The following is a 17,121-nucleotide window of genomic DNA, read 5'->3' as shown; positions in this document are numbered from 1 at the left end:
CTCCTCAGTCGTCACTTCGCCCCTGCCCGCAGGGGAACACCCTCTGGAGTCCCCCGATGGACCGTCAGTCCGCCCCCGATCTCTCCTCCGACCCGTCCGGCGCCACGCCGCCCCTGACGACCGTGGCCGTGATCGGCCTCGGCACGATGGGCACCCAGATCGCCGAGATCCTCGCCCGCGCCGGGCGCGAGGTCATCGGCGTCGACACCGATGACACCGCCGCCCGTACCGCCGTCGGCACTCTCGCCGCCGCCACCGCCCGCTCCGTCGCGCGCGGCCGGATCACCGAGCGGGAGCGGCAGTCGGTCCTGGCGCGGTTCCGTACCTTCCCCGAGGTGCGGGCCGCCGCCGACGCCGACCTCGTCATCGAGGTGGTGCCCGAGGACCACGCGCTCAAGCGGGAGGTGCTGGCCGCGCTGGACGCGGTGGTGCGCCCGGACACGATCATCGCGACCGGCACCAACGCCCTGTCGGTGACCCGGCTCGCCGCCGACTCCCAACGCCCCGAGCGGGTCCTCGGGCTGCACTTCTTCAACCCGGCACCGGCGATGAAGCTGGTCGAGGTGGTCTCCTCGGTGCTGACCGCGCCGACCGCCGTCGCCGCCGTCACCCAACTCGCCCGTGACCTGGGCAAGGACCCGATCGCGGTGGGCGACCGGCCCGGCTTCGTCGCCGACGGCCTGCTGTTCGGCTACCTCAACCAGGCGGCCGCGATGTACGAGTCGCGGTACGCCGGGCGGGAGGACATCGACGCCGCGATGCGGCTGGGCTGCGGCCTGCCGATGGGCCCGCTGGCGCTGCTCGACCTGATCGGCGTGGACACCGCCCGCACCGTCCTGGAGGCGATGTACGCCGCGTCCCACGACCGGCTGCACGCGCCCGCGCCGATCCTCGGCCAGCTCGCCGAGGCGGGGCTGACCGGCCGCAAGGCGGGCCGCGGCTTCTACACGTACGAGGCGCCGGGCTCGGCCACCGTCGTGCCGGACGCGCAGACCCCGGCGAACGGCGGCGGGAGCGGCGCCGGGCGGCCGGTGCGTGCCGTCGGCGTCGCCGGGTCCGGGACGATGGCGTCCGGTATCGCCGAGGTCTTCGCGAAGGCGGGCTTCGACGTCGTGCTGGCGGCCCGCAGCCCTCGGAAGGCGGAGCGGGCCGTGGCGCGGATCGCGAAGTCGCTGGGCCGCTCGGTGGAGAAGGGCCGGCTGACCGCCGGGGAGCGGGACGCCGCGCTGGCCGCGATCACCCCGGCCGGTTCCCTGGACGCGCTGGCCGATGTCGATCTGGCCGTCGAGGCGGTGGCCGAGGATCTGGCCGTCAAGCAGGAGCTGTTCGCCGCCCTGGACGCGGTCTGCAAGCCGGGCGCGGTCCTGGCGACCACCACCTCGTCGCTGCCGGTCATCGCCTGCGCCCGCGCCACCTCGCGGCCGCAGGACGTCATCGGGATGCACTTCTTCAACCCGGCGCCCGCGATGAAGCTGGTCGAGGTGGTGCGGACGGTGCTGACCGCCGACGACGTGCACGCCACCGTCCGGCAGGTGTGCGCGGCGGCGCGCAAGCACGCGGTGGACTGCGGTGACCGCGCCGGGTTCATCGTGAACGCGCTGCTGTTCCCGTACCTCAACAACGCGGTGAAGATGGTGCAGGAGCACTATGCGACGCCGGACGACATCGATGCGGCGATGAGGCTGGGCGGCGGCTACCCGATGGGCCCGTTCGAGCTGCTGGACGTCGTCGGGCTCGATGTGTCGCTGGCGATCGAGAAGGTGCTGCATGCGGCGTTCCGCGATCCGGGGCTGGCCCCGGCGCCGCTGCTGGAGCACCTTGTCGCCGCGGGCTGCCTGGGCCGTAAGACCGGCCGCGGCTTCCGTGAGTACGCCCGGCGCTGACCAGGACCGGTGGGGCGGGCTGCTGGCGCCTTCGGGCGGTCCGCCCCAGGTCAGCGGGGCGCGGGTGGCACCGCATGCCACGGGCCGCGGGAATATGAAGTACCGTCCCCACATGTCCCAGCCCGCTCGTTCCCCGTCCCCCGACACCCCGGAGACCAGTACTCCCGGCGCCCGCCGCGCGGCGGCCCAGCGGCTCAAGATGCGCCGCGAACTCTCGGCCGCGGCCATGGAGTTGTTCGCGACCAAGGGCTACGAGGCGACCACGGTCGACGAGATCGCGGCGGCCGCCGGTGTCGCCCGGCGGACGTTCTTCCGCCACTTCCGCTCCAAGGAAGAGGCGATCTTCCCCGACCACGACGACACCCTGGTCCGCGCCGAGGCGGTCCTCGACGCGGCACCGGCGCACGAGAACCCGCTCGACACGGTCTGCCGCGGCATCAAGGAAGTCATGCGGATGTACGCGGCGTCCCCCGCGGTCTCCGTGGCCCGCTACCGCCTGACCCGCGAGGTGCCCACTCTCCGGGAGGCGGAGATCGCGTCGGTGGCCCGCTACGAGCGGCTGTTCACCCGCTACCTCCTGGGCCATTTCGACGAGGGCGCGCACCGCGAGGGTGACGACGATCCGCTGCTCGCCGAGGTCGCCGCGTCGGCGGTGGTCACCGCGCACAACCACGTGCTGCGGCGGTGGCTACGGGCCGGGGCGGAGGGCGATGTGGAGACCCAGCTGGACCACGCCTTCGAGATCGTCCGGGAGACCTTCGGCACCGGCATCGGCGCGGGCCGTACCGCCTCCGGGGAGAGTGCGCCCGCGGCGGTCTCCCGCGAGGGCGAGGTGCTGGTCGCGGTGGCGCGGACGGACGCCCCGCTGGACGAGGTCATGAAGACGATCGAACGGGCGCTGAAGAAGCGCTGACCGCCCGGGCGCCGCCCGCCGCTCCCCGCCCGCACCCCGAGCCCGTACCACCCGGCCCCCGGGCCCCGACGCCGCCGCGCGCCGGGGCTCCGGGGGCCGCGGCATGTCCGGAACCCGGCGCATTCTGCGCGATCATCCCTCATCCGCAGGGCCCTTTGAACGATCATCGCTCGCCCACGGCACCCCTTTGAACGATCATCGCTCAGATGTGAAGACTTTCTTTCATCTGAGAGAAATTCTTGGCACTCAGTGTCTTGTTCACTGGCACGCGGTGTCATACGTTGAGGGGGTCCGAGCGACCGGCACGCACCCATCCCCGCGCGCCGGATGTCCCAACGGCCGTGCCACGGCCGTCCGTTCGGGCGCCTGCGTCACAGGCAACCGCGCTCACCGGCGCCGACCCCCAGCGGACCCTCTCCGCGCACCGCACCACCCCCGACGTTCCCTCAAGCCGTTCCCGAACGAGCTTCGCCGGAGGCACACCGTGAACGAAATCCTGGACGCGATCCTCGCGCCCGACACCACCCGCGACGACTTCGCCGCCCTGCCGCTCCCCGAGTCCTACCGCGCGGTCACCGTCCACAAGGACGAGGCCGAGATGTTCGCCGGACTCGCGACCCACGAGAAGGACCCGCGCAAGTCCCTGCACGTCGAGGACGTGCCGCTGCCCGAACTGGGCCCCGGCGAGGCGCTGGTCGCCGTCATGGCGTCCTCCGTGAACTACAACAGCGTCTGGACCTCGATCTTCGAGCCGCTGCCGACCTTCGGCTTCCTGGAGCGCTACGGCAGGCTCTCCCCGCTCGCCAAGCGCCACGACCTGCCGTACCACGTCATCGGCTCCGACCTGGCGGGCGTGGTGCTGCGCACCGGCCCCGGCGTCAACTCCTGGCACCCCGGCGACGAGGTCGTCGCGCACTGCCTCTCCGTGGAGCTGGAGTCCTCGGACGGGCACAACGACACGATGCTCGACCCCGAGCAGCGGATCTGGGGCTTCGAGACCAACTTCGGCGGGCTCGCCGAGATCGCGCTGGTCAAGTCCAACCAGCTGATGCCGAAGCCGGACCACCTCAGCTGGGAGGAGGCCGCCGCCCCGGGCCTGGTCAACTCCACCGCGTACCGCCAGCTGGTCTCCCGTAACGGCGCCGGTATGAAGCAGGGCGACAACGTCCTCATCTGGGGCGCCAGCGGCGGACTCGGCTCGTACGCCACCCAGTTCGCGCTGGCCGGTGGCGCCCACCCGATCTGCGTGGTGAGCAGCGAGGACAAGGCGGAGATCTGCCGGAAGATGGGCGCCGAGGCGATCATCGACCGCAAGGCCGAGGGGTACAAGTTCTGGAAGGACGAGCACCACCAGGACCCCCGCGAGTGGAAACGGTTCGGCAAGCGGATCCGTGAGCTGACCGGCGGCGAGGACGTCGACATCGTCTTCGAGCACCCGGGCCGCGAGACCTTCGGTGCCTCCGTCTACGTCACCCGCAAGGGCGGCACCATCGTCACCTGCGCCTCCACCTCGGGCTACCGGCACGAGTACGACAACCGCTACCTGTGGATGTCGCTGAAGCGGATCGTCGGCTCGCACTTCGCCAACTACCGCGAGGCGTGGGAGGCCAACCGCCTCATCGCCAAGGGCAAGATCCACCCGACCCTCTCCAAGGTGTACTCCCTCGACGACACCGGCCAGGCCGCGTACGACGTCCACCGCAACCTCCACCAGGGCAAGGTCGGCGTCCTCGCGCTCGCCCCCGAGGAGGGTCTGGGCGTCCGCGATGCGGAGATGCGCGCCAAGCACCTCGACGCGATCAACCTCTTCCGCGACGCATGAGCGCGCGCTTCCGGTGGGCCCGGAACACGCCGTCGCACTGTCCGAACCGATAGGCGGTTGCTGCACCATGACTGAGCGCCAGAAGGATCGTCCGTGGCTGATGCGGACCTACGCCGGGCACTCCACGGCCGAGGCGTCCAACGAGCTGTACCGGCGCAATCTCGCCAAGGGGCAGACCGGGCTGTCGGTCGCGTTCGACCTCCCGACGCAGACCGGATACGACCCCGACCACATCCTCGCCAGGGGTGAGGTCGGCCGGGTCGGCGTCCCGGTCTCCCATCTCGGCGACATGCGGCGGCTGTTCCGGGACATCCCGCTGGAGCAGATGAACACCTCGATGACCATCAACGCCACCGCCATGTGGCTGCTGGCGCTCTACCAGGTGGTCGCGGAGGAGCAGGGTGCGGACATCTCCACGCTCCAGGGGACGACGCAGAACGACATCGTCAAGGAGTACCTGTCGCGGGGCACGCACGTCTTCCCGCCCCGGCCCTCCCTCCGGCTGACCACCGACATGATCACGTACACGGTCCACCACCTCCCGAAGTGGAACCCGATCAACATCTGTAGCTACCACCTGCAGGAGGCGGGGGCCACGCCGGTCCAGGAGATCGCGTACGCGCTGTCCACCGCCATCGCCGTCCTGGACGCGGTGTTCGCCTCCGGGCAGGTCCCCGAGGAGCGCAGGGGCGATGTCGTCGCGCGGATCTCCTTCTTCGTGAACGCGGGCGTCCGCTTCGTCGAGGAGATGTGCAAGATGCGGGCGTTCGGCCGCCTGTGGGACACGATCACCCGCGAGCGGTACGGGATCGAGAACCCCAAGGAGCGCCGCTTCCGCTACGGCGTGCAGGTCAACTCGCTGGGCCTGACCGAGGCGCAGCCGGAGAACAACGTCCAGCGGATCGTGCTGGAGATGCTGGCGGTCACGCTGTCGAAGGACGCCCGCGCGCGGGCCGTCCAGCTCCCGGCGTGGAACGAGGCGCTGGGCCTGCCCCGCCCCTGGGACCAGCAGTGGTCGCTCCGCATCCAGCAGGTCCTCGCCCACGAGAGCGATCTGCTGGAGTACGAGGACCTGTTCACCGGGTCGCATGTCGTCGAGGCCAAGGTGGACGCCCTCGTCGCGGAGTGCCGGGCGGAGATCGACCGGATCCAGGAGAGGGGCGGCGCGATGGCCGCCGTGGAGTCCGGCTACCTCAAGGCGCAGCTGGTCTCCTCGCACGCCGAGCGGCGGGCGCGGATCGAGTCCGGCGAGGAGAAGATCATCGGCGTCAACTGCTACGAGTCCACCGAGCCGAACCCGCTCACCGCCGACCTGGACACCGCGATCATGACGGTCGACCCGGACAACGAGGCGCGGGTGGTCGGAGCCCTGCACGCCTGGCGGGACGCGCGCGACGAGGCGCGGGCCCAGGACGCGCTGGCCGCCCTGAAGAAGACCGCGGCGGGCGACGCCAACCTCTTCCCCGCCACCCTGGAGTGCGCCCGTGCCGGGGTGACGACCGGCGAGTGGACCTGGGCGCTGCGCGACGTCTTCGGCGAGTTCCGGGCGCCGACCGGGGTCTCCGGCGCGCCCCTCGCGGTCACCGCCGAGGCCGGTACGCCGCTCGCCGCGGTGCGCGAGAAGGTGGCGCGGACCGCCGCCGAGCTGGGCACCGGCAAGCTGCGGCTGCTGGTCGGCAAGCCCGGTCTGGACGGCCACAGCAACGGCGCCGAGCAGATCGCGGTCCGCGCCCGCGACGCCGGTTTCGAGGTGGTCTACCAGGGCATCCGGCTCACGCCCGAGCAGATCGTCACGGCGGCGGTCGCCGAGGACGTGCACTGTGTGGGCCTGTCGATCCTGTCCGGTTCGCACGCCGAGCTGGTACCGGACGTCCTGGCGCGGCTGGAACGCGCCGGCGCCGATGAGGTGCCCGTCATCGTCGGCGGGATCATCCCGTCCGCCGACGCGGCCGCGCTCCGCCAGGCCGGGGTGGCCGCGGTGTTCACGCCGAAGGACTTCGGCATCACCGAGATCATCGGCCGTATCGTCGACGAGATCCGCACCGCGAACGGACTCGCCCCGCTGGAGGTCCCGGCATGACCCCGGCACCGGCCCGCGCCACCCGTACCTCCCCGCCCGAAGCTCCCAAGGAGTGAGCACCATGCAGTTCGGCCGTACCTACGAAGAGTTCACCGTCGGCGACGTCTACAAGCACTGGCCGGGCAAGACGGTCACCGAGTACGACGACCACCTCTTCTGCCTGCTGACGATGAACCACCATCCGCTGCACATGGACGCCCACTACGCGCAGGAGACCACCGACTTCGGCAAGAACGTCGTCGTCGGCAACTACGTCTACTCGCTGCTGCTGGGCATGTCGGTGCCGGACGTCTCCGGGAAGGCCCTCGCCAACCTGGAGGTCGAATCGCTCAAGCATGTGGCGCCGACGTTCCACGGCGACACGCTCTACGGCGAGACGACGGTGCTCGACAAGACGCCGTCCCGCTCCAAGCCGGACCGCGGGATCGTGCAGGTGGAGACGGTGGGCTACAACCAGGACGGCACGCTGGTCTGCGTCTTCCGGCGCAAGGTCATGGTGCCGACCGCGGAGTACATCGCACAGCGCGGCGGAGAGCAGCCCGGCCGCCCCGAGCTGAAAGCCCCGGCGGCCCGGAAGGAGAAGTAGACATGTCCCGTCTCGCACAGACCGAGGGCCTGACCGACATCCAGCGGGAGATCCTCGCCACCGTCCGCGACTTCGTGGACAAGGAGATCATCCCCGTCGCCACGGAGCTGGAGCACCGCGACGAGTACCCCACGCAGATCGTCGAGGGCCTCAAGGAGCTGGGCGTCTTCGGGCTGATGATCCCCGAGGAGTACGGCGGTCTCGGCGAGTCCCTGCTCACCTACGCGCTGACGGTGGAGGAGATCGCCCGCGGCTGGATGAGCGTGTCGGGCATCATCAACACCCACTTCATCGTGGCGTACATGCTCAAGCAGCACGGCACGCAGGAGCAGAAGGACCACTTCCTGCCCCGGATGGCGGCGGGTGAGATCCGCGGCGCCTTCTCGATGTCGGAACCGGCGCTGGGCTCGGACGTCTCGGCGATCTCGTCCAAGGGCGTGCGCGACGGTGGGGGCGACTACCTGCTCACCGGCCAGAAGATGTGGCTGACCAACGGCGGCTCGTCGACGCTGGTGGCGGTGCTCTGCCGGACCGACGAGGGCCACCCCGAGGGCACCGCCCCGCACAAGTCGATGACGACCTTCCTGGTGGAGAAGGAGGCCGGCTTCGGCGAGGTCCGTCCCGGTCTGACCATTCCCGGCAAGATCGAGAAAATGGGCTACAAGGGGGTGGACACCACCGAACTGATCATGGACGGCCTGCCCATCCCGGCCGACCGGGTGCTCGGCGGCGAGAGTGGGCGTGGCTTCTATCACATGATGGACGGCGTCGAGGTGGGCAGGGTCAATGTCGCGGCGCGCGGCTGCGGCGTCGCCCAGCGCGCCTTCGAGTTGGGCGTCGACTACGCACAGCAGCGTCACACCTTCGGCAAGCCGATCGCGCAGCACCAGGCCATCCAGTTCAAATTGGCGGAAATGGCAACAAAGGTCGAAGCGGCCCATGCGATGATGGTGAATGCCGCGCGCAAAAAGGACTCGGGACAACGAAACGACCTTGAGGCGGGCATGGCGAAGTATCTGGCCTCCGAGTATTGCAAGGAGGTGGTGGAGGACGCATTCCGCATCCACGGTGGCTACGGCTTCTCGAAGGAGTACGAGATCGAGCGCCTCTACCGCGAGGCCCCGATGCTGCTGATCGGTGAAGGTACCGCCGAGATCCAGAAAATGATCATCGGACGGCGGCTACTGGAAGAGTACCGAATCCAGGGGTGAACATCCCTTTTGCCCGGATTTCTTCTAGACGAAGATCACACCGCGTCATCCTTGTTCGGCCACGGATCGGCTCTGACTCTTGGCCAGTTGCCGCTCGTAACCGATAGCATCCCCGGAAAGCCGCCGTCCCCCGTAACCACTACGCGGCATCCTCCGCTACGAAGGTCATCCATGCCCCACAGCCAATCCTCTGCACCACGCGGTCGCGTCCGCCTCGCGCGCGGAGCGTCGCCGTGGCTCCTCCCGACCGTGGCAACGGCAGCGGTCAGCCTGGCCCGTTCCCGTCGCTCGGGACGCTGGGCCGCCGTCGCCGTGCCCACCACCGCTCTCGCGGCGGGCATGCTGTGGTTCTTCCGCGACCCCGAGCGTGAGATCGCTTCGGGCCGCGTGATTTCCCCGGCCGACGGTGTGGTGCAGAGCATCATGCCGTGGAAGGACGGACGCACCCGCGTCGCGATCTTCATGAGCCCGCTGAACGTCCACGTCAACCGCGCGCCGCTGGCCGGCACGGTGACGTCCGTGGAGCACATCCCCGGCGGGTTCGTCCCGGCGTTCAACAAGGAGAGCGAGAACAACGAACGCGTCGTCTGGCATTTCGACACCGAGATCGGTGACGTCGAGATGGTCCAGATCGCCGGTGCGGTGGCCCGCCGCATCGTGCCTTACGTGCCCGAGGGCACCAAGGTGGAGCAGGGCGAACGCATCGGTCTGATCCGCTTCGGCTCCCGCGTCGATGTCTACCTTCCGGAAGGCGTCGAGGCGGCGGTCGAGGTCGGCCAGGCCACCACCGCGGGGGTGACTCGTCTTGACCGTGACTGATCCCGAAACCCAGGCCGCCTGGGCTCCCGAGAACGAGGAGGAGGGTGACGTCGACATTCCGCTGTCCACGCGGCTGTCGATAGCGGACACCCTCACCCTCGGCAATGCCATCTGCGGCTTCATGGCCGTCTACTTCACGACCACCGGCGTCCTCATCCCGCATCTGACGGGCATGGACGACGGCGGTATGGCGCGGCACAGCGCGGCGATGGCCGTGATCCTGATGCTGCTCGCGTCGGTCTTCGACCTCTTCGACGGACTCGTGGCGCGCAAGCTGCGGGCCTCCGCGATGGGCGCCGAGCTCGACAACCTCTCCGACCTGATCAGCTTCGGCCTGGCCCCCGCCTACTTCGTCGTCACCTGGGGCATGGTCGCCCAGGACGCGAACCAGCAGGTGTCGGTGGTGGCCGCGGTCGTGGTCCTGCTCGCCGTGGTGCTGCGGCTCGCGCGCTTCTCGTGCGTACCGATGCGGGACGGCATGTTCCAGGGCATGCCCGGCCCGTTCGGCGCGCTGACCGTCGTCGCCATCGTCCTGCTGGAGCTGCCGTTCCTGCCGACGCTGCTGGCGATCATCGGGGTGGCCTGGCTGATGGTGAGCCGGGTCGAGTACCCCAAGCCGCGTGGCCGCCTCGCCGTGGCAATGCTCGGCTGGATCGTGCTCAGCATGGGCATGCTCACCGCCTGGGCCCTGGACGCCCCCGCCGGCCAGCGGCTGCTGCAGACCGGCTGCGCCCTGCAGATCGTCCTCGGCGCGATGATCCCGCTCTTCGCGACGGCCCGGCGGGTGAACACCTTCCGTGACAACCGCCGCGAGGCCCGCGCCGCACAGCTGCCGTAGCGGCGCGCAAGCTACGCCGAGAGCCCCGAGCGAAGATTCGCTCGGGGCTCTTTCGTGTGTACGGTGGCCGACCGGCCCGTACGGGTGGGCCGACGACCTACCCGTACGGGTAGCCCGTACGGGCTCAGCTCAGCAGGTCGCGGGCGAGCTGCTCCGCGGCGCGTTCCAGCAGCGGGCCCGCCTGGGCCATGCAGCGCTCCGGGTCGCTCTCCAGGTCCGTCAGCGGGTACGCGCGCCGGATCCCGGCGGCGGCCAGCGCCTCGGGGGCCATCCGCAGCCGACCGCAGACCGCGGCGACGTCCAGACCGGCCGCGCGGGCCGCCGCGGCGACGCCGGCGGGCGCCTTGCCGTGCAGCGTCTGCTCGTCGAGCGAGCCCTCGCCGGTGATGACGAAGGTCGCCCCGGCCAGCGCGGGCGCGAAGCCCAGCACCTCCAGCATCACGTCGATACCGGGCCGGAACGTGGCGCCAAGACCGACCAGCGCGCCGTAGCCGATCCCCCCGGCCGCGCCCGCGCCGGGCGCCAGGGCGCAGTCCGCGGCCCGGGCGCCGAGCGTCCGCTCCAGGACGGCGGCGTAGTGCGCGAGCGCCGTGTCCAGCTCCGCGACGTCGGCCTCGCTCGCGCCCTTCTGCGGACCGTAGACCGCGGGCGCGCCCTTGGGACCGGTGAGCGGGTTGTCGACGTCGCCGGCGAGGACGAGGTCCGTGGTGGCCAACCGCGGGTCGAGGCCGGAGAGGTCGGCCGTGGCGAGGGACCGCAGGGCGCCGCCGCCGGGGCCGACCGGCGCGCCGTCCGCGTCGAGGAGGCGGGCGCCGAGCGCCGCCAGCATGCCCGCGCCGCCGTCGGTCGTGGCGCTGCCGCCGACGCCGAAGACGATCGAGGTGGCCCCGGCGTCGAGCGCGGCCCGCAGCAGTTCGCCGGTGCCGTACGTGGTCGCCGTCAGCGGGGCGAAGACGCCGGGCGGCAGATGCTGGAGGCCGGACGCCTCGGCCATCTCGACGACCGCGGTGCCGTCACCGCGCAGCGCGAAGGTCGCGGTGACCGGGGTGCCGGTGGGGCCGGTGACCCGCGCCTCGTGCCGGGTGAAACCGGCCGCCAGCGCGGCGGCGACCGTGCCGTCGCCGCCGTCCGCGACCGGGACGGCCGTCACGTCGAGGCCCGGGACGGCGCGGCGCAGGCCCGCCGTGACGTGCGCGGCGACCTCGACGGCCGTGAGGGAACCCTTGAACTTGTCCGCGGCGATCAGCACATGTGCCGCTGTCCTTGCTGCGTCCGCCATCGTGTTTCCCCTTGCTTTCGAACTGGCAGTCGCGCCGCTGCGACCCTATCCGGCGAAAGCCACCGCGAACAGGGCTTCCCCCGGCGTCCGCGGCCCGCGCGAGGGGGCGTCTCTCCTATGCTCACGGCCATGACGACGATGGATGAGGCGACCTATATCGCGAGCCTGCCGCGGGTGCTGTCCGGCGCCGGAACCGTCCTGCGGGACGCGGCGGGCCGGATCCTGCTGGTGGAGCCGGACTACCGGGACTGCTGGCTGCTGCCCGGCGGCACCGTCGAGTCGGACGCCGGGGAATCCCCGCGCCAGGCCGCGCGCCGCGAGACGGCGGAGGAGATCGGCCTGGACATCCGGGTCGGCGCCCTGCTGGCCATCGACTGGGTCCGCAGCCCGGGCTGGCCGCCCGTGGTGTCCTACCTCTTCGACGGCGGCACCCTGGACGACGCCGCGCTCGCCTCGATCCGCCTCCAGGAGGGCGAGCTCCTGTCCTGGCGCATGTCTCCCTGGGAGGAGGCCGCCCGTCTGCTCGATCCTCAGCTGGCGCTCCGGGTGCGGGCTGCTCTTGATGCCCTGGGGCAGGGGATGGGGACGGTGGAGTTGGAGGATGGGCGGGTGCCGGTGCGGTAGAAGGCCGTGGTCCCCGCGGGAGCGGGCCTTTCGAGTTCTGTGTTGGGCCCGCTGAAGTGCTCTCCGCGTGAGTGGGGACCGGCCACCGGCCGGGAAAACCCGTTGAGCGCTCCCCCGGCCGACCGTACGGTGCCCGCATGCTGCGATCACCTCGTCTGGAGCGGGTCAGGGAACACGGTCCGGAGCCGTTCCCTCTGCGGCTCGCGTTCCGGCCCACCGGGGAGCTGAGCGGCGGCCGGATCGTCGCCGCGCGTGATCTGCGCGCCGACGGCTGACGCCTCGCCGCTCCCCCGCCCCGTAAGTACCGCCGTCCGTCGAGGAGTTGCCGTGGAAGAGATCGCCGTACGTCTGGCCGAGGTGCCGGGGGTGGTGGGGGTGATGCTCGGGGGGAGTCGGGCGCGGGGGACGCAGCGGGCCGACTCCGACTGGGATCTGGGCGTGTACTACCGGGGCGAGGTGGATCTGCGGGCGCTGGGGGCGCTGGCGGCGGAGGTCGCCGGTGGGCCCGTCGAGGTGTTTCCGCCAGGTGCGTGGGGGCCGTGGGTCAACGGCGGGGCGTGGCTGACGCCGGTCGGTGGCGGGGCGCCCGTGGACTGGATTCTGCGGGATGTGGACCGGGTGCGGCGGGTGTGGGAGGAGTGCCGCGAGGGGCGGTACGAGATCGGGGAACAGCTCGGGCATCCGCTCGGGTTCTGGTCCCCCGCGTATCCGGGTGAGGTCGCGCTGGGACGCGTACTGGCCGATCCCGGCGGCGAGTTGACGGAGCTGCGGGGCGCGACGCGGGTGTATCCGGAGGCGCTGCGGACGGCGCTGTGCGGGCGGGCGGTATGGGACGCGGAGTTCTCGGTGACGATGGCCGCGAAGGCGCCCGGGCGCGGGGACGTGCTGCACGCGTCGCTCTGTCTGTCGCGGGCGGTCGGCGCCCTCGTCCAGGCGCTGCACGCGCACCACCGTGTCTGGTGCGTCAACGAGAAGGGCGCCCTCGTGGCGGCCGCGGCGCTGCCCGGCGCACCGCCGGAGTTCGCCCGCGACGCCGCCGCGCTGCTCGGCGGCCTCGGCACCGAGGAGGAGCCGCTGCGCCGGTCGCTGGAGCGGGCGCGGCGGTTGGTGGCGCGGGTGCGGGAGGCCGTGGGCGGATAGCGGGCGGCCCCGTACGGCAGCGGCTGCGCGTACGGCAGCGGTCAGTGCTCGACGCGGGCGGCCGCGCCGGGCGGGAACGCGTGCGGGCCGGGTAAAGGCGTGCGGGCCGGGTAATGGCCGGGCTTCGGGGCGAGGCCAGGCTCCGGACGAGCCCGTCGCCCGGCCCCGGACCCCCTGCCGCCCCGCTCACCCCACCTCGGTCACCGGGAACAGCGCCTCGTCGCCGTCCTGCTCCGCGGACTCGAACGCCAGCAGCCGGCGCTTGTTGTCGAGCCCGCCGCCGTAGCCGGTGAGGCTGCCGTTGGCGCCGATGACGCGGTGGCAGGGGACGATGATGCTGACCGGGTTGCGGCCGTTGGCGAGGCCGACGGCGCGGGCCGCGGAGGGGATGCCGAGGCGTTCGGCGAGCTGCCCGTAGGTGACGGTCGTGCCGTACGGGAGGGTGCCCAGTTCGGCCCAGACGCGGCGCTGGAACGGCGTGCCGCCGAGGTCCAGCGGCAGGTCGAAGACGGTCAACTCGCCGCGGAAATAGGCGTCCAGCTGCGCGATGGTGTCGGCGAAGGGCGCCTCGGCGGGGTCGGCGCGGCGGCCGAAGGTCTCCAGCGGCGGGCGGTGGCGGTGGTCGGTCATGTAGACGCCGCAGAGCGCGGGCCCGGTGGCGACGAGGGTGAGCGGACCGACGGGCGTGCCGTCGAGGACGGTGTGGGCGCGGTCGGCGGGCGGCGCGGGGGTGGTTCCCGGGGGCGTGGGTGTGGTCATGGCTTGCCGTTTCAGTCGGTCGGGGTGGTGGTGCCGGGTGCGGGCCGGTCGGGGCCGGACCGGGGCGGTCAGGTTCGTGGCGAAGGGTGCGGGCCGCCGGTCAGCCGGCCGGGAGGACGTTGATCGGATGGTCCTCCGTGGCCCAGAGGTACTGGACGGCGTAGGCGCGCCAGGGGCTCCAGGCGGTGGAGTGGCGGATGAGGGCCGCGGGGGTGCCGGGCAGACCGAGTGCCATGGCGGCGCGCCGCAGGCCGAGGTCGGTGGGGGTGAAGGCGTCCGGGTCGCCCAGGGCGCGCATGGCGATGCATTCGACGGTCCAGGGGCCCACGCCGGGCAGTGCGGCGAGGCGGGCGCGGGCCTCGGCGCGGTCGCCGCCGACGCCGAGACGGAGCGCGCCGTCGGCAAGGGCGGCGATCAGCCCGGTGAGGGTGGCGCGGCGGGTGCGGGGCATCGCCAGCTTCTCCGGGTCGAGTCCGGCGAGCGCCTGCGGGGTCGGGAAGAGGTGGGTGAGGCCGCCCTCGGGGTCGTCGACCGGTTCGCCGTGGGCGAGGACCAGCCGTCCCGCGTGGGTACGGGCGGCGGCGGTGGAGACCTGCTGGCCGAGGACGGCGCGGACGGCGAACTCGTCGGCGTCGGCGGTACGCGGCACGCGCCGTCCGGGGGCCGCGTCGACCAGGGGGGCCAGCACCGGGTCGCGGCGCAGCTGGCCGTCGACCGCCTCCGGGTCGGCGTCCAGGTCGAGCATCCGGCGGCAGCGGGCGATGGCGCCGGTCAAATCCCGCAGGTCGGTGAGGGAGAGACGGCAGTCGATGTGGTCGGGGCGCGGGGTGAGCGCGACGATGCCATGGCCGTACGGGAGGCGGAGGGTGCGGCGGTAGGCGCCGTGGCGCCACTCCTCGACGCCGGGGACGGCGGTGGCCGCGAGGTGGCCGAAGAGGTTGTCGGGGCAGAGCGGGCGGCGGAACGGCAGCCGGAGGGTGAGGGTGCCGGGCAGCGCGGGGCGCGGGCCGGGGGCGGCGCGTTGCCGCAGTTCGCCGGGGGCGAGCGCGAAGACCTCCCGGACCGTCTCGTTGAACGTACGGATGCTGGCGAACCCGGCGGCGAACGCCACCTCGGCCATCGGCAGCGCCGTCGTCTCGATCAGCAGCCGGGCGGTCTGCGCGCGCTGGGCGCGGGCCAGGGCGAGCGGTCCGGCGCCCAGTTCGGCGAGGAGCTGCCGCTCGATCTGGCGGGTGCTGTACCCGAGGTGCGACGCGAGTCCGGGGACGCCCTCGCGGTCGACGACGCCGTCCGCGATCAGCCGCATCGCGCGGGCGGTGAGGTCGGCGCGTTCGTCCCACTGCGGGGAGCCCGGCGCGGCGTCGGGGCGGCACCTTTTGCAGGCGCGGAAGCCGGCCTGCTGGGCCGCGGCGGCGCTCGGGTAGAAGCACATGTTCTGTGGTTTGGGCGGCACCGCGGGGCAGCTGGGGCGGCAGTAGATCCGGGTGGTGAGCACGGCGGTGCAGAACCGGCCGTCGAAGCGGGCGTCCTTGGACCGCACGGCGCGCAGACAGCTCTCGGTGTCGGTGTGCATGCCTCCAGGATTGCCCGCCGGCCGGCACGGCGCTGGCGGAAATCCGACATCAGCGTGCGCCTGCCGGGGCCGATGCCGAGCCCGGTCGGGGACGGTTGTGGCCGAGCGGCTGACGGCCCGGCCCTCCCCCGGCCACCGGCGGGTGCCGCGCCCGGTCACGCCCCGTCGGCCCCCGCGAACCGGTCCAGCGCGCCGATCACCGCGTCCCGGGTCGCCGCGCTGCCCTTGTGCCCGGCGTCGTCGATGACCGTCAGCTCCGCGCCGGGCCAGGCGCGGGCCAGTTCCCAGGCGGTCTCCAGCGGCGTACTGAGGTCGAGCCGCCCGTGAACGAGGACGCCGGGGATACCCGCGAGGCGGCCCGCATCGCGCAGCAGCGCGCCCTCCTCCAGCCAGGCGCCGTGCGAGAAGTAGTGCGCGCAGAGCCGTACCAGCGCCTGCCGCGCCGCGGAGGGGCGGCCGCCGTACACATCGGGCGCGCCGTGCGGCTCCAGGGAGAGCACCGTGTCCTCCCAGGCACACCAGCGGGTCGCGGCCCGCTCCCGTACCGCCGGGTCGGGGTCGGACATCAGCGCGGCGTACGCGGTGAGCAGGCGCTCGTCGCGGTCCGCTTCCGGGACGCCTTCGCGGAACCGCTGCCACTGCTCGGGGAAGAAGCGGCCGACGCCCCGGTAGAGCCAGTCGGTCTCGCGGCGGCGGGTGGTGGTGACGCTCGGGATGACGATCTCCGAGACGCGGGACGGGTGGTGCTCGGCGTAGGCGAGGATCAGCGTCGAGCCCCAGGAGCCGCCGCACAGCAGCCAGCGGTCGATGCCGAGGTGGGTGCGGAGGTGTTCCATGTCGGCGACGAGATGCGCGGTGGTGTTGTGGCGCAGGTCGGTCGCCGGGTCGGCGGCGTGCGGGGTGGAGCGGCCGCAGCCGCGCTGGTCGAAGAGGACGACGCGGTAGCGCGCCGGGTCGAAGTTCCGGCGGGCGCCCTCCGTGCAGCCCGAACCCGGTCCGCCGTGCACGACGAGGGCGGGCTTGCCGTGCGGGTTGCCGCAGACCTCCCAGTACACGAGGTTCCCGTCGCCGACGTCCAGCATGCCCCGGTCGTACGGTTCGATCGGCGGGTACGGCTCGGTCATGGTGTCCCTCTCGTGGTCCGGTCGGTGGCCGGGGACGGGCGGGTCAGGCGCCCGTGCCGCCGGGGCCCTTGTAGGCGGTGTAGGCCGTTCCCAGTTCGGTCACGTCCACCGAGGCGTGCACCACCGTGCCGGGCGGCACCACGGCGGTGTGGCGGCGCAGCACGTCCAGGACGGCGGCGCCCAGCGCCCGCTTGGCGACCTCCGTGCGGCCCGGCAGGATCGCGAACTCCAGGTGGACCAGCGCCTGTCCGGGCTGGTCGTCGCCGACGACGGTCTCCTCGACGCGCTGGAAACGGGTCCGGCAGCCACCCACCGTGATGCCGTCGTCGGTCTCCGCCGCCACCGCGTGCAGCTCCCGGGCGAAGGCCCGGCGGTCGAGGACGTCGTCCAGGGACGCGTCGTAGGAGACGAGGATCTGCGGCATGGGGAAACTCCTGATCGCGGTGCGGGCCACGTAGACAGTGCCACAG

General features: G+C 72.4%; 16 protein-coding genes. 11 read left to right on the top strand and 5 right to left on the bottom strand.

Features of this window, described 5'->3' with window-relative positions:
• Positions 1–56: 56 nt before the first annotated feature.
• From OG422_RS25960 to pssA, 8 genes are all read left to right on the top strand, one after another.
• Complete coding sequence (locus OG422_RS25960) at positions 57–1,883, top strand: 3-hydroxyacyl-CoA dehydrogenase family protein (RefSeq protein ID WP_405746151.1); 1,827 nt, start codon at positions 57–59, stop codon at positions 1,881–1,883.
• A 112-nt stretch (positions 1,884–1,995) separates the two neighbouring features.
• Entirely contained in the window at positions 1,996–2,796 is an 801-nt protein-coding gene (locus OG422_RS25955; RefSeq protein ID WP_185994160.1) for a TetR family transcriptional regulator, read from the top strand.
• A 484-nt stretch (positions 2,797–3,280) separates the two neighbouring features.
• Positions 3,281–4,618 (top strand): crotonyl-CoA carboxylase/reductase, encoded by a 1,338-nt coding sequence (ccrA, locus tag OG422_RS25950; RefSeq protein ID WP_405746148.1) that lies wholly within the window; start codon positions 3,281–3,283, stop codon positions 4,616–4,618.
• 67 nt (positions 4,619–4,685) lie between these two features.
• Positions 4,686–6,698, top strand: coding sequence for a protein meaA (locus OG422_RS25945; RefSeq protein ID WP_405746146.1), 2,013 nt, complete (start codon positions 4,686–4,688; stop codon positions 6,696–6,698).
• Positions 6,699–6,759: 61 nt separating this feature from the next.
• The gene (locus OG422_RS25940) at positions 6,760–7,284 is read left to right on the top strand and encodes a MaoC family dehydratase (RefSeq protein ID WP_143940063.1); all 525 of its coding nucleotides are present in this window, start codon (positions 6,760–6,762) and stop codon (positions 7,282–7,284) included.
• A gap of 2 nt (positions 7,285–7,286) precedes the next feature.
• Positions 7,287–8,495, top strand: a complete 1,209-nt coding sequence (locus OG422_RS25935; RefSeq protein ID WP_143940062.1) for an acyl-CoA dehydrogenase family protein — start codon at positions 7,287–7,289, stop codon at positions 8,493–8,495.
• A gap of 171 nt (positions 8,496–8,666) precedes the next feature.
• Positions 8,667–9,314: a phosphatidylserine decarboxylase gene (locus tag OG422_RS25930; protein WP_143940061.1), complete on the top strand. Its 648-nt coding sequence runs from the start codon at positions 8,667–8,669 to the stop codon at positions 9,312–9,314.
• A complete protein-coding gene (pssA, locus tag OG422_RS25925) occupies positions 9,301–10,152 on the top strand; it encodes a CDP-diacylglycerol--serine O-phosphatidyltransferase (protein WP_185994006.1) in 852 nt (283 codons plus the stop codon). Before OG422_RS25930 ends, pssA begins: the two co-directional genes overlap by 14 nt.
• 124 nt (positions 10,153–10,276) lie before the next feature.
• On the opposite strand, the gene OG422_RS25920 is transcribed toward pssA, so the two are convergent.
• Positions 10,277–11,431 (bottom strand): glycerate kinase, encoded by a 1,155-nt coding sequence (locus OG422_RS25920; RefSeq protein WP_405746142.1) that lies wholly within the window; start codon positions 11,429–11,431, stop codon positions 10,277–10,279.
• Positions 11,432–11,560: 129 nt separating this feature from the next.
• Here OG422_RS25920 and OG422_RS25915 point away from each other — a divergent pair, with 129 nt between their 5' ends.
• The 3 genes from OG422_RS25915 to OG422_RS25905 all read left to right on the top strand — a co-directional run bounded on the left by OG422_RS25915 (position 11,561) and on the right by OG422_RS25905 (position 13,195).
• On the top strand, positions 11,561–12,055 hold the full coding sequence (locus tag OG422_RS25915; RefSeq protein ID WP_405746140.1) for an NUDIX domain-containing protein: 495 nt from the start codon (positions 11,561–11,563) through the stop codon (positions 12,053–12,055).
• Between the two features lie 137 nt (positions 12,056–12,192).
• Positions 12,193–12,330: a hypothetical protein gene (locus OG422_RS25910; protein WP_185994008.1), complete on the top strand. Its 138-nt coding sequence runs from the start codon at positions 12,193–12,195 to the stop codon at positions 12,328–12,330.
• Between the two features lie 103 nt (positions 12,331–12,433).
• Complete coding sequence (locus OG422_RS25905; RefSeq protein WP_405747989.1) at positions 12,434–13,195, top strand: DUF4037 domain-containing protein; 762 nt, start codon at positions 12,434–12,436, stop codon at positions 13,193–13,195.
• 186 nt (positions 13,196–13,381) lie between these two features.
• Here OG422_RS25905 and OG422_RS25900 read toward each other — a convergent pair whose 3' ends face one another.
• The 4 genes from OG422_RS25900 to OG422_RS25885 all read right to left on the bottom strand — a co-directional run bounded on the left by OG422_RS25900 (position 13,382) and on the right by OG422_RS25885 (position 17,075).
• Positions 13,382–13,954 (bottom strand): methylated-DNA--[protein]-cysteine S-methyltransferase, encoded by a 573-nt coding sequence (locus OG422_RS25900; protein WP_405746137.1) that lies wholly within the window; start codon positions 13,952–13,954, stop codon positions 13,382–13,384.
• Positions 13,955–14,054: 100 nt separating this feature from the next.
• Positions 14,055–15,527 (bottom strand): AlkA N-terminal domain-containing protein, encoded by a 1,473-nt coding sequence (locus tag OG422_RS25895; protein ID WP_405746134.1) that lies wholly within the window; start codon positions 15,525–15,527, stop codon positions 14,055–14,057.
• Between the two features lie 155 nt (positions 15,528–15,682).
• Positions 15,683–16,651, bottom strand: coding sequence for a prolyl aminopeptidase (gene pip, locus OG422_RS25890; protein WP_405746131.1), 969 nt, complete (start codon positions 16,649–16,651; stop codon positions 15,683–15,685).
• Positions 16,652–16,694: 43 nt separating this feature from the next.
• Positions 16,695–17,075, bottom strand: a complete 381-nt coding sequence (locus OG422_RS25885) for a 5-carboxymethyl-2-hydroxymuconate Delta-isomerase (RefSeq protein WP_405746129.1) — start codon at positions 17,073–17,075, stop codon at positions 16,695–16,697.
• Between the last annotated feature and the right edge of the window lie 46 nt (positions 17,076–17,121).

The organism is Streptomyces sp. NBC_01525, from assembly GCF_045040405.1.
GTDB lineage: Bacteria > Actinomycetota > Actinomycetes > Streptomycetales > Streptomycetaceae > Streptomyces > Streptomyces benahoarensis.
The sequence above is the reverse complement of the archived record's forward strand: the minus strand, read 5'-3'. Positions and strand labels throughout refer to the sequence as shown.